Consider the following 11,712-nt stretch of genomic DNA (forward strand, 5'->3'; position numbering starts at 1 on the left):
GGCCGGCCCCCCGCTGTCGGTGGCTCTGCGGATACTGGGGGCATGACCGCCAACGAGCCGGCTCAGGAGGAGGCGACCGTCCTCGTCGTCGAGGACGAGGAGAGCATCGCGGACGTCCTCGCCATCGCCCTGCGCTACCACCGTTTCCAGGTGATGACCGCGTGCACGGCCCGTGAGGCCCTCGCGCTCGCCGAGCGCACCCGCCCCGACGCGGCCCTGCTGGACGTGATGCTGCCGGACGGCGACGGTCGCGCGCTGGGCCGTGAACTGCGCGCCCGGCGGCCGGACCTGGCGCTGGTCTTCGTCACCGCGCGCGACGCGCCCGCCGAGATCGTCGGCGCCCTCGGCTTCGGCGACGACTACATCACCAAACCGTTCAACATCGACGAGGTGGTCGCCCGCGTCCGGGCGGTCCTGCGCCGTACGCGCCCCGCCGACGTCCTGCCGCAGCGCCCGCCGCTGCGCTACGGCGACCTGGAGCTGGACGAGACGACGTACTCGGTGCACCGCGCCGGCCGCACGGTCGAGCTCACCCCCACCGAGTACGCGCTGCTGCGGTTCCTGGTGCGCAACGGAGGGCGGATCGTGCCCAAGGAGCAGTTGCTGCGCCACGTGTGGCAGTACGAGCACACTCCGCCCGAGTCGACGGTCGTCGAGACCTACATCAGCTATCTGCGCCGCAAGCTCGACCCCCTGGGGGCGCCCGTGATCACCACACGGCGGGGCGTCGGATACGGGCTGGCATGACCCTCCTCCGGCTCCCCCCGCTGCTCAGGCCGCGCGGCATCCACATCCACTCCCTGCGGGCCAAGCTGACGCTGGCGAACGTGGCGCTGCTGGCGCTCGGCATCGTCGCGGCGACGGCCGTCAGCCTGATGGGCATGCGGCACTACGTGCTCGGACAGATCGACACGGAGCTGACCAAGTCCCGTGACTCACTGACACGTTCGCAGCTCACCCTGCAGCAAGTCGACTCCCTGAGCGCGCTGGCGGTCGTCCGCGACCGGCTGCTGCCGCACAGCGAGGACTCGCCGAACCCGGACACCGTCTTCGCTGTCGTCGACCGGCAGGGCCGGGTGCTCCCCGTCGCCGGGCTGAAGCCGACCGCTGCCCAGCAGGCGCTCGCCTCGGCCGTCGACGCCCCGGCGTCCCTCGTGAAGGAACCGCAGCCGCACGACATCCAGCTGCGCGGTGACCCGTACCGGGTGACCGGGGCGCGCCTCGCCGACGGCCACTATGTGCTGCTCGCCCGCTCGACCCGGGTGCTGGACAAGGGCGTTGCCAAGGCGCTCCGGCTCGATCTCACCGTCGGAACCCTGCTGCTGGCGCTGCTCGCCGCGCTGACGATGATCGGTGTGAGCCGCCGGATGCGACCCCTGGAGGACATGGTGGAGACGTCGTCGGCGATCGCCGAAGGCGATCTGACCCGGCGCGTGCCCTCCAGCAAGGAGACCACCCTCGAGGTCGAGCAGCTGCGCACGGCCCTCAACTCCATGCTCCACCAGGTGGAGTCGGCGTACCGGACGCGCGAGCACAGTGCCGCCCAGCTGCGCCGCTTCGTCGCGGACGCCTCGCACGAGCTGCGCACGCCCCTGTCGGCGATACGCGGCTACCTCCAGCTGTACGACAAGGGCATGCTGACCGACCCGGTCGAGCGGAAGCGGTCGTGGGAGCGGATGATGGCGGAGGCGGACCGGATGGGCCGCCTGGTCGACGAACTCCTCACTCTCGCCCGCCTCGACCAGCAGCCCGAACTGCGCTTCAGGAACGTCGATCTGAGCCGCCTGGTGCGGGACGCGGCGGAGGACCTGCGCGCCCAGCAGCCGGAACGTGCGGTGACGGTGAGCGCGGACGGCGCGCTGCTCGTCAGGGCCGACGAGTCCGGGCTGCGCCAGGTGCTGGGCAACCTCGTGGCGAACGTCCGCGTCCACACGCCCGCCGACGTACCGGTACGGCTCGGCCTGGAGCGCGCGGACGGGTTCGTACGGCTGTGCGTGGCGGACGAGGGGCCGGGGCTCACGCAGGAGGACGCGGCACGCGTCTTCGACCGCTTCTTCCGCGCGGGCGGCGGCGCGGGCAGCGGTCTCGGGCTGGCGATCGTGCAGGGCGTGGTGGTGGCACACGGCGGCGAGGTGGCGGTGCGGACGGCGCCCGGCGAGGGGCTGGCGGTGACGGTGACGCTGCCGGCGCGGGGGCACGACCGGGACCACCCATGAGCGCACGGCCGTAGGATTCCCGGGCCGTACGACCCGCCGTGGCTCACGTCTCCCGGGTCGCCGCCACCAGTGCCCACACCGTCTTCCCGTGCCGCCCGCGGCTCCACACCCCCCACGCCGCCGCGATGTGCTCCACGAGGTGCAGTCCGCGGCCGGCCTCGTCGCGGTCGTCGACCGCCCTCGGGCGGGGTTCGGCCCGTCCCTCGTCGGAGACCTCTATGAAGCAGGAGCCGTCGGCGAGGGCGGTGACCGCCACCTCGAACTCCCGCTCAAGGAGGGGGCCGTGGCGTACGACGTTGGTGGCCAGCTCGGAGACGAGCAGCACCGTGTCCTCCAGGGCCGGGTCCTGAGGGCCGTGCCCCCAGGCGGCCAGGTGGTCACGTACCCGGTGCCGGGCGAGGCCCACCGACGCCGGATGACGGGGCAGCCGGAACGAGTCGCGTCGCACCACGTCTGCTCCTCACCCCGCACACACCTCCGACACATGGTGCTGCGTTGGGCGGGCGCCCGCTGTCACTCGAACGGATTCACCTCAGATCCGGTTCAGCCGCCACAGGCGGAAGACACCGGTGCCGTCCGACAGGTACTGCCCCCCGCCGACGTCCTCACTGCTGACCACGTACTCCTTGCGCTGCCACAGGGGGATCAGCGGAACGTCCTGGGCCACGGTTCCCTGGATCTTCTGGAAGTCGTCGGCGGCCCGGCTTCGGTCGGAGTACTGCTGGCTGTCGCGGATCAGCCGGTCGACGTCCTTGTTGCTGTAGCCGTTCTTCATGCTGTTGCCGGTGCCGACGAGCGGGGCGCTGAAGGTGTCCGGGTCGGGGAAGTCGGCGACCCAGCCGACGGCGTACGCGTCGAGCTTGCCGCTCGCGTACCGCTTCTGGAAGTCCGTCCACTCGTACCCCTTGATGTCCACCCCGAACAGCCCGCTCGCCTCCAGCTGCCGCTTCAGCTCGGCGGCCTCCTCGGCGGCGGCGCCGCGGCCCTCGGCGTAGCCGTAGGTGAAGTGGACGGGCAGGTGTACGCCCGCCGCGGTGAGCAGGGCGCGGGCCTTCTTGGTGTCGGGCCGGGGGTAGGCGTCGAAGAACGAGGTGGTGTGTCCGGTGATGCCCGCCGGGATGAGCGAGTACAGCGCGTCGGTGGTGCCGTCGTACACCTTGCCGACCAGTTCCTCGCGGTTGACCAGCCAGGCGATGGCCTGGCGTACCCGGGGGTCGTGCAGCGGGGAGCCGGCGGTGGTGTTCAGGACCAGGTTGCGGATCTCGGCGCCGTCGGCCTCGCTGATGCGCTGGTTGGGGTCGCTCGGCGAGAGACCGGCGAGCACGGCGGGCGGCAGCTGGCGCGTGGCGACATCGACGTCCTGCGCCTTCCACGCCTTCTCCAGGGCGGCGGGGTCGGGGTAGTAGCGCAGCTCGACGGGCCGGCCGGTGGCCTTGACGTCGCCCCGGTAGTGCGTGTTCGGCGCGAGGGCGGCCTTCTTGTCCTTCGTATACGCCGTCAGGGTGTACGGCCCGGTCCCATCGGCCCCGGCGTCGCTGCGCAGCGCGTTCTGCGGGTACTTGGCGCGGTCGACGATCGCGCCGGCGCCGGTGGCCACCTTGAACGGGAAGGTCGCGTCGGGCGAGGACAGATGGAAGGTGACGGTCAGCCCGTCGGCGTCGACCGAACGGAGGCCGGCGAGCAGGGTCGCCGGGCCGACGTCGGAGTTGATGCTCTTGACCCGGTCGAAGGAGTACTTGACGTCCTCGGCGGTCATGGTGCGCCCGCTGGGGAACGTCAGTCCGTTGCGGAGTGTGCAGCGGTACGTCCGCAGGTCCGTCCCCGCGAAACCACAGCTCCGGGCCGCGTCCGGCACGGGTTCGACACCGCCTGGTTCGAACGTCAGCAGCGACTGGAAGACATTGCTGAACAACGCCCAGGACCCGGCGTCGTACGCCCCCGCCGGATCGAGCGACGTGATGGCGTCCGTCGTCCCGACCGTGATGGTCCTGTCGGTGTTCTCCTTGGCCGGCAACAACTGCCACCCGCCCACTCCCACGCCTGCCAGTACCAGCACGGTCGCGAGAATCCGCATGCGAACCGATCGCATCGGCGCCCCTCCCCAGGCCCTCAGCGCATGCCACTCCCCTGTGGCGCGGATCACCTAATCACAAGAGTTTCAGGTGAGGGAAGAGGGATTTTTTAAGATGAGAAAGAACTTACCGAGGGGCTGTTTCCGGTCTGTTTCAAGGCTGCTGACGGACCATCACGCCTGCCGGGAATTGCCGCAGCCGTCACGCCTGCGTCGACGCCAGTTCGATCACCGTGATGTCCGACGGGGCGCCCACCCGTGTGGGAGGCCCCCAGGCACCCGCTCCCCGGGACACATACAGCTGCGTGTCGCCGTAGCGGTCCAGGCCCGCGAGGGTCGGGTTGGTGGCCGCCGCGATGAAGTTGCCCGGCCAGAGCTGGCCGCCATGGGTGTGGCCGGAGAGCTGGAGGTCCACGTGGTGCTTGACCGCCTCGTGGACCTGGACCGGCTGGTGGGCCAGGAGGACGACGGCGCGTGAGGTGTCGCGGTCGCCGAGCGCCCTGGTGAAGTCGGGCCCCTCGCCCTCGCTCTCGCCCGCCAGGTCGTTGACGCCGGCCAGGTCGAAGGCGGGCAGTTCCGTGCGGGCGTTCTCCAGCGGGTGCAGGCCGAGCCGGCGTACCTCCTCGACCCACTGGTCCGCGCCCGAGAAGTACTCGTGGTTGCCCGTGACGAAGTAGCTGCCGTGACGCGCCCTCAGCTGTGCCAGCGGTGCCGCCGCCGGGCCCAGGTCCTTCACACTGCCGTCGACCAGGTCGCCCACGACCGCGATCAGGTCCGGCTGGGTCGAGTTGATCGTGTCCACCACGCGCTGTGCGAAGCTCCGGCCGAGGACCGGGCCCAGGTGGATGTCGCTGACGACCGCGATACGGAAGCCGTGCGCCGAGCGCGGCAGTTTGGCCAGCGGGACCGTGACGCGTTTCACGGCGGGGCCGCGCAGCACGCCGTAGGTGCCGTAGCCCACCGTGCCGACCGCGGCGGCGGCGACCGCTCCGCCGACGACCCGGGAGACGAAGAGGCGGCGGGAGGAAGAGGAGGGTTCCTCGCGAGCCGCGGTCTCCCGTTCCGGCTCTGGTTCCGGCTTCGGCTCCGTGGGTGCCGTCCCCGCCGGTACCGGTGCGGGTATCGGTGCCGTGTCCTTCGTGCGCGCCCGGCGCTCCACCAACCGGGCGACCAGCGGACGTACGCCCTCCCCCGCGAGCAGCGCCAGCAGCAGGTAGAGCGACAGCGCCATCCACAGGAAGCCCGGCCAGCCCAGCACGCGCTGGAGCCAGAAGGGGGCTCCGGCGCGCTCCGCAACCAGGGCCGCGACCATCAGCAGCGGTCCGGCGACCATCACCACCGTGCCCGTGCGGCGGGCGAGGCCCGGTCCGCGGGTGGTGTCGCGGACCAGCCGGAGCCACGCATACCGGTGCAGCGCTGCGAACGCGGCCAGGACGACCAGGGCGACCAGCGCGAAGACGACGACCACCGTGTCCCTGCCCCCCGTTATGGAATTCGTCGCAATGCGCGCAGTCCACGCAACCCGATGGCGCCGATGACAGTCCCCAAGACAAAGGAGACGACGGCGAGCGTCAGATGCACCCAGAAGTACGCCGTCGGATTCCCCGCGTCGTCGAACGCGAGCCCGCTGCCGTCCTTCCACAGGTTCTTGACGAAAGTGATCCAGATGACCCAGCTCCACACCCCGAAGGCGAGCAGGAACCAGGAGATGGGGCGGCTGAGCTTCATAGGGTCAGTATCGCGGTTCTCTCGTCGCCGCTCGCCGCGGGGTGCCGAGCATCGGCCGGGATCGGGCGGGACTTCCCGCCCCGCACCCTGTACTTTCGCGACCGTGTCCGTCTTGAAGAAGATCGCCGGGCGTCGCCTGCCCGTCGCCTCCGCCGTCGTGTTGTCCCTCTCGCTCACCGCCCCCGCGACCGCGTTCGCGGACACGCAGAGCCCGACCGCCTCGCCGTCGGCCACACCCCCGGCCGCGATGTCGACCGTCGGCGGCGAACTGCTCGGCAGGCCGGGCACCCAGGTGAACCTCGGCGGCGGTGTCCCGGTGCTCCCGAAGGGCATCAGCGCGCGCTCGTGGATCGTCGCCGACGCCGAGTCCGGTGACATCCTGGCCTCCCACAACGCGCACTGGCGGCTGCCCCCGGCGAGCACCCTGAAGATGCTGTTCGCCGACACCGTGCTGCCCAAGTTCCCGAGGAGCGAGCAGCACAAGGTCGTCCCCTCCGATCTGGCCGGCATGGGCGACGGGTCCAGCATGGTCGGGATCAAGGAGGGCGAGACCTACTCGGTCCACGATCTGTGGCTCGGCGTCTTCCTGCGCTCCGGCAACGACGCCGTGCATGTGCTGTCCGCGATGAACCACGGTGTCGAGCAGACCGTGAAGGACATGCAGCAGCATGCCGAGGAGCTCCAGGCCCTCGACACGCACGTGGTCAGCCCCGACGGCTACGACGCCGGCGGGCAGGTCTCGTCGGCGTACGACCTGTCGCTGTTCGCCCGCTCCGGGCTGCAGAAGAAGGACTTCCGGGAGTACTGCTCGACGGTACGGGCGTCGTTCCCCGGCGAGACCAAGGAGAAGGGCGGCAAGAAGACCCGCGGGTCCTTCGAGATCCAGAACACCAACCGGCTGCTCGCCGGGGACTTCGACATAACGCCGTACCGGGGCATCGCCGGCGTGAAGAACGGCAACACCACCAATGCGGGCGCGACCTTCACGGGTGTCGCCGAGCGCGACGGCAGGGTGCTGCTCGTCACGGTCATGAATCCGGAGAAGAAGGACCACAACGAGGTCTACAAGGAGACCGCCCAGCTGTTCGACTGGGGGTTCAGCGCGGCGGGCAAGGTGAAGCCGGTGGGTGAACTCGTCGCCCCGAAGGGCGCGGACACGGGCGCGCAGCCCGGCGCGAATCCGTCCGCCAGGGGGGCGGGCAAGGCGTCCGCCAAACCGGTGGCCGCCTCGGTGAAGACCGGAGGCTCCAGCGGTGTCGGCGTGGCGATCGCCATCAGCGGCGGCCTTCTCCTGCTGCTCGCCGCGGGAGCGTTCCTGGTCAACCGCCGCTGGCCGCTGCCTGATCTGGTACGTCGTCGGACGCGGCCCTGACCTCGTCGGCTCCGCTGCTCTGCGTCGCCGTCCACGCGGCGCAGAACAGCACGAGTTTCGCGGTGAAGTTGATCCACAGCAGCAGCGCCACCGGCACCCCGAACGCGCCGTACATGCTCTTCGAGGCGACGCCCTGGATGTAGCCGCTGAGCAGCACCTTGAGCAGTTCGAAGCCGACCGCGCCGATCAGGGCGGCGACGAGCAGCCTCCGCCGCGGAGGTTCCACGCCGGGCAGCAGGGTCAGGACGTACAGCAGGAGCAGGAAGTCGGCGAGGACGGCGACGGCGAACGCGGCGATCCTCAGCAGGAGGCTGCCCCAGCCGCCCTTGTCGAGGCCGAGCTGCCCGGCGATCCAGTCCACCAGCGCGGAGGCGACGGTGGATGTGGCGATGGTGACGAGGATCGCGCCGCCCAGGCCGATCAGCACCACGCCGTCCTTGACCTTGCGCAGCACGGGGTTCTCGTCGCTGTCGGGCAGCTCCCACACCGCGCGCAGACAGTCCCGCGTCTGGCCGACCCAGCCGATGCCGATGAAGAACAGCGTGGCGCCGGCGATGATGCCGACGGTGCCGGCGTTCTGGACCAGGCCGTGGATGTCGAGCTGGTTGGAGATGCCGGGGAACTGGTCGGCGACCTTGTTCTGCAGCTTGATCTGCTGGGTTCCGCTGAGCGTCGCGGCGCCGATCGCCGCGGCGACGGTGAGCAGCGGGAAGAGCGCCACAAAGCTGATGAACGTCATCGCGGCGGCGAGCCGGGTCCACTTCACGCGGTCGAGGCGTTCGTACGACCGCCAGGTGTGCGTGGCCATGAGGCGCCCGACCAAGGGGCCGACGACGGGGAGCTTCTTCAACCAGTCCATGATCAGACTCTCCCCTCGTGACCCCCGATGTCTATCCGGTTTCCCCGCAGCACCCATTTCAGTGACGAGCCACGCGAGCCGGACATATTGAGAGGTTATGCCCGTTTTACGGCGCTACGATCACGTTCATGCCTGCCCACAAGGACGCCTTCAGCCCCCCGAAGTCCCTCCTGATCCTCGGCGGCACATCCGAGATCGCGCTGGCCACCGCGCGCCGGCTCATCGTCCGCCGCGCCCGCACCGTATGGCTGGCCGGGCGCCCCTCCGCCGAATTGGAGAGCGCCGCCGGACATCTGCGGGAACTCGGCGCCGACACCCGTACCGTCGCCTTCGACGCGCTCGACCCCGAGGCGCACGAGAGCGCGCTCGGCAAGGTGTTCGCCGAGGGCACCGTCGACCTGGTGCTGCTCGCGTTCGGCGTACTCGGCGACCAGGCGACCGACGAGCGCGACCCGGTGGCCGCGGCGCGCGTCGCAGGGACCAACTACACGGGCGCGGTCTCGGCGGGCCTGGTGTGCGCCCGTGCGCTCCAGGAGCAGGGCCATGGCTCGCTGGTGGTGCTGTCGTCGGTCGCCGGTGAGCGGGCCCGCCGCCGCGACTTCATCTACGGCTCCAGCAAGGCGGGGCTCGACGCGTACGCGCAGGGCCTGGGCGACGCGCTGCACGGCACCGGCGTGCACGTCATGCTCGTACGCCCCGGGTTCGTCCGTACGCGCGGTACGGCCGCACATGAGCAGGGGCCGTTGGCCTGCACTCCGGAGGAGGTCGCCACGGCGATCGAGGCGGGGTTGCGAAGGCGCTCGGAGGCGGTGTGGGTCCCCGGAGCACTACGGCTGGTGATGTCGGCGCTGCGACACGTCCCGAGGGCGGTGTACCGGCGGCTGCCCGTACAGGGAGCCTAGACAGTGGGAAGGGCGGCGTCCTCGGCCGGTGCGCCGGCCTGAGGCGGGACCACCGCGCTCCCGAAGGGGAACTCGCGCAGCTTGCGCCAGATGCCGTCCGCGCCCTGCTCGTACAGCGCGAAGCCCGTGCAGGGCCACTCGGCCTCGAAACCGGCGAGCTCCTCGTACGCCCGGTCCATGGCGGCCTCGTCGATGCCGTGCGCCACGGTGACATGCGGGTGGTACGGGAAGAGCAGCTCGCGCGCCACCGGCCCGGACGCGTCACGGACCTGCTTCTGCAGCCAGGTGCACTCCTCGGCGCCCTCGACGACCCGGACGTACACCACGGGCGACAGCGGCCGGAACGTGCCCGTTCCGGCGAGCCGCATCGGGAAGGGGCGCCCGGCCGCCGCGACCTGGACGAGGTGCGCCTCGATCGCGGGCAGATCGGCGGCGTCGACCTCCGCCGGCGGCAGCAGGGTGACATGCGTGGGGATGGCGTGAGCCGCGGCGTCGCCGAAGCCCGCGCGCCGCTCCTGGAGCAGGCTGCCGTGAGGCTCCGGGACCGCGATCGACACACCGATCGTTACGGTCCCCACGTCGTCTCCTGTCGTCGTGCTGGTGTACGTGTCCGGTGGGCGGGCAAGCTGCCGATCCGGTGTTCGGCTTCCGACTGTACGACCACGCCCATGCCCTCGGGCAGGCGCAAGCGGAGTGGAGTGCAGCACTCCACGGCGCGTCGAGGCCCGCCGGGGTCGGGGTCAGTGCTTGGCGGGCAGGAAGCCCACCCTGTCGTACGCCTGGGAGAGGGTCTCCGCGGCGACGGCGCGCGCCTTCTCCGCGCCCTTGGCCAGGATCGAGTCGAGCGTCTCGGGATCGTCCAGGTACTGCTGGGTGCGCTCCCGGAACGGCGTCACGAAGTCGACCATGACCTCGGCGAGGTCCGTCTTGAGCGCACCGTAGCCCTTGCCGGCGTACTTCTGCTCCAGTTCCGCGACGCCGGTTCCGGTGAGGGTCGAGTAGATGGTCAGCAGATTGCTGATACCCGGCTTCTCCTCCGTGTCGTACCGGATGACGGTGTCCGTGTCCGTGACGGCGCTCTTGACCTTCTTGGCGGTGGTCTTCGGCTCGTCGAGCAGGTTGATCAGGCCCTTCGGCGTGGACGCCGACTTGCTCATCTTGATCGACGGGTCCTGCAGGTCGTAGATCTTCGCCGTCTCCTTGAGGATGTACGGCCGCGGGACCGTGAAGGTCTCGCCGAAGCGGCCGTTGAAACGCTCGGCGAGGTCCCGGGTCAGCTCGATGTGCTGACGCTGGTCCTCACCGACCGGAACCTCGTTGGCCTGGTAGAGCAGGATGTCGGCGACCTGGAGGATCGGGTACGTGAACAGGCCGACGCTGGCGCGGTCGGCTCCCTGCTTGGCGGACTTGTCCTTGAACTGGGTCATGCGGCTCGCCTCGCCGAAGCCGGTGAGGCAGTTCATGATCCAGGCGAGCTGGGCATGCTCGGGGACATGGCTCTGGACGAACAGCGTGCACCGCTCCGGGTCGAGCCCGGCCGCGAGCAGCTGGGCGGCGGCCAGGCGGGTGTTGGCACGCAGGTCCTTCGGGTCCTGCGGAACGGTGATCGCGTGCAGGTCGACGACCATGTAGAACGCGTCGTGGGTCTCCTGCAGGGCCACCCACTGGCGGACGGCGCCGAGGTAGTTGCCGAGGTGGAACGAGCCGGCGGTGGGCTGGATCCCGGAGAGCACGCGAGGACTGTCAGAGGCCATGTTCACCATTCTCTCAGGTCTTCCGAGCCTGCCCGGAACAGGTGGGCAACAGCCGCGAACCGAATCGTGCCCAGCGGTGTAACAAGGGGACATGACAAGAAGGGGGGGCCGCGTGCGCGGGCTGGGCGGGCTGGTGGCGGCGCTGGTGGGGACGGTCGTGGCGCTGGCGGGGGCGGCCGCCCCGGCGGGCGCCGTGAGCAAGGACATACCCGATCTGGCGCTCGTCGTGGCGAACGACACGGGCCGTACCACGACGCTGCGCTCCGGGGACCGGGACTTCGCACTGCTGTGGCAGCTGCTGTCACCGACGGAGAGCGGGACGGAGCGGGTGCCTCAGGCGTGGGAGCGGGGGCAATATCCGCGGGTGCGGGCCACCGTGGTGTGGGGGCTGACCGGGATCGGGGGGTGGCCGTACACCCAGCGGGCGCCCCGGGGTGATGTGGCCATCGAGCGGCAGGACCAGGTTCTGCTGGCGGAGGACGGGACGGCGTGGGTGCGGTCGGATCCGGCGCCGGACGTCTCCGACGATGACGTTCGATGGCACCGGGCGCCGCGGTCGGTTTTTGAGCGGTTGGAGAAGGGCGGGCTGTTCGGGCCGCCCGCCGCCGCGGCCGGGGGTGGCTCCTCCGACACCCTGCGCTGGGGAGCCGTGGGGCTCGGGGCCGGGCTTGCGCTGGGGGCCGGTGGCACGTTCGCCGCACTGCGGCGTGGGGGGGGGGGGGGGGGGGGGGGCGCCGCCCGCGCCCCGACGTTCTGCTAGGGGTGGCGAGGGTGGGGCTGGGTGCGAGGGTGCGGGGCTGCGGCCGCGGG

General features: G+C 70.9%; 12 protein-coding genes. 5 read left to right on the forward strand and 7 right to left on the reverse strand.

Going from position 1 to position 11,712, the window contains the following annotated elements; translation table 11 throughout:
• The first annotated feature begins 42 nt into the window (after positions 1-42).
• Both ABT186_RS34470 and ABT186_RS34475 read left to right on the forward strand, forming a co-directional pair.
• Positions 43-747, forward strand: coding sequence for a response regulator transcription factor (locus tag ABT186_RS34470; RefSeq protein WP_351226816.1), 705 nt, complete (start codon positions 43-45; stop codon positions 745-747).
• A complete protein-coding gene (locus tag ABT186_RS34475; RefSeq protein ID WP_351226818.1) occupies positions 744-2,216 on the forward strand; it encodes a sensor histidine kinase in 1,473 nt (490 codons plus the stop codon). Before ABT186_RS34470 ends, ABT186_RS34475 begins: the two co-directional genes overlap by 4 nt.
• 43 nt (positions 2,217-2,259) lie before the next feature.
• On the opposite strand, the gene ABT186_RS34480 is transcribed toward ABT186_RS34475, so the two are convergent.
• From ABT186_RS34480 to ABT186_RS48090, 4 genes are all read right to left on the reverse strand, one after another.
• Complete coding sequence (locus ABT186_RS34480) at positions 2,260-2,667, reverse strand: ATP-binding protein (RefSeq protein ID WP_351226820.1); 408 nt, start codon at positions 2,665-2,667, stop codon at positions 2,260-2,262.
• An 81-nt stretch (positions 2,668-2,748) separates the two neighbouring features.
• On the reverse strand, positions 2,749-4,305 hold the full coding sequence (locus tag ABT186_RS34485) for an ABC transporter substrate-binding protein (RefSeq protein ID WP_351226822.1): 1,557 nt from the start codon (positions 4,303-4,305) through the stop codon (positions 2,749-2,751).
• Between the two features lie 184 nt (positions 4,306-4,489).
• The gene (locus ABT186_RS34490) at positions 4,490-5,755 is read right to left on the reverse strand and encodes a metallophosphoesterase (protein ID WP_351928427.1); all 1,266 of its coding nucleotides are present in this window, start codon (positions 5,753-5,755) and stop codon (positions 4,490-4,492) included.
• A gap of 17 nt (positions 5,756-5,772) precedes the next feature.
• Positions 5,773-6,219, reverse strand: a complete 447-nt coding sequence (locus ABT186_RS48090; protein WP_502973417.1) for an SCO4848 family membrane protein — start codon at positions 6,217-6,219, stop codon at positions 5,773-5,775.
• Between ABT186_RS48090 and ABT186_RS34500 the strand changes: the two genes are divergently transcribed.
• On the forward strand, positions 6,119-7,387 hold the full coding sequence (locus ABT186_RS34500) for a D-alanyl-D-alanine carboxypeptidase family protein (RefSeq protein ID WP_502973416.1): 1,269 nt from the start codon (positions 6,119-6,121) through the stop codon (positions 7,385-7,387). The genes ABT186_RS48090 and ABT186_RS34500 overlap by 101 nt on opposite strands.
• Here ABT186_RS34500 and ABT186_RS34505 read toward each other — a convergent pair.
• Positions 7,335-8,246 (reverse strand): YihY/virulence factor BrkB family protein, encoded by a 912-nt coding sequence (locus tag ABT186_RS34505; RefSeq protein WP_351226827.1) that lies wholly within the window; start codon positions 8,244-8,246, stop codon positions 7,335-7,337. The two genes, ABT186_RS34500 and ABT186_RS34505, sit on opposite strands and share 53 nt — an antisense overlap.
• A gap of 128 nt (positions 8,247-8,374) precedes the next feature.
• Here ABT186_RS34505 and dprE2 point away from each other — a divergent pair, with 128 nt between their 5' ends.
• A complete protein-coding gene (gene dprE2 / locus ABT186_RS34510) occupies positions 8,375-9,148 on the forward strand; it encodes a decaprenylphospho-beta-D-erythro-pentofuranosid-2-ulose 2-reductase (RefSeq protein ID WP_351226829.1) in 774 nt (257 codons plus the stop codon).
• Here the strand turns inward: dprE2 and ABT186_RS34515 are convergent.
• Both ABT186_RS34515 and trpS read right to left on the reverse strand, forming a co-directional pair.
• Complete coding sequence (locus ABT186_RS34515; RefSeq protein WP_351226831.1) at positions 9,145-9,726, reverse strand: 2'-5' RNA ligase family protein; 582 nt, start codon at positions 9,724-9,726, stop codon at positions 9,145-9,147. The genes dprE2 and ABT186_RS34515 overlap by 4 nt on opposite strands.
• Positions 9,727-9,888: 162 nt before the next feature.
• On the reverse strand, positions 9,889-10,902 hold the full coding sequence (gene trpS / locus ABT186_RS34520) for a tryptophan--tRNA ligase (protein ID WP_351226833.1): 1,014 nt from the start codon (positions 10,900-10,902) through the stop codon (positions 9,889-9,891).
• Positions 10,903-10,993: 91 nt separating this feature from the next.
• On the opposite strand from trpS, the gene ABT186_RS34525 reads away from it, so the two are divergent.
• Complete coding sequence (locus ABT186_RS34525; RefSeq protein WP_351928429.1) at positions 10,994-11,662, forward strand: hypothetical protein; 669 nt, start codon at positions 10,994-10,996, stop codon at positions 11,660-11,662.
• Positions 11,663-11,712: the final 50 nt, after the last annotated feature.

The sequence above is a fragment of the Streptomyces sp. NPDC001634 genome, assembly GCF_040298185.1.
Lineage (GTDB): Bacteria > Actinomycetota > Actinomycetes > Streptomycetales > Streptomycetaceae > Streptomyces.

What these genes read in the sequence shown, in the direction of transcription:
- ABT186_RS34470 (WP_351226816.1), top strand. Translation starts at nt 43, where the DNA reads ATGACCGCCAACGAGCCGGCTCAGGAGGAGGCGACCGTCCTCGTCGTC.
- ABT186_RS34475 (WP_351226818.1), top strand. Translation starts at nt 744, where the DNA reads ATGACCCTCCTCCGGCTCCCCCCGCTGCTCAGGCCGCGCGGCATCCAC.
- ABT186_RS34485 (WP_351226822.1), bottom strand. Translation starts at nt 4,305, where the DNA reads ATGCGATCGGTTCGCATGCGGATTCTCGCGACCGTGCTGGTACTGGCA.
- ABT186_RS34505 (WP_351226827.1), bottom strand. Translation starts at nt 8,246, where the DNA reads ATGGACTGGTTGAAGAAGCTCCCCGTCGTCGGCCCCTTGGTCGGGCGC.
- dprE2 (WP_351226829.1), top strand. Translation starts at nt 8,375, where the DNA reads ATGCCTGCCCACAAGGACGCCTTCAGCCCCCCGAAGTCCCTCCTGATC.
- trpS (WP_351226833.1), bottom strand. Translation starts at nt 10,902, where the DNA reads ATGGCCTCTGACAGTCCTCGCGTGCTCTCCGGGATCCAGCCCACCGCC.
- ABT186_RS34525 (WP_351928429.1), top strand. Translation starts at nt 10,994, where the DNA reads ATGACAAGAAGGGGGGGCCGCGTGCGCGGGCTGGGCGGGCTGGTGGCG.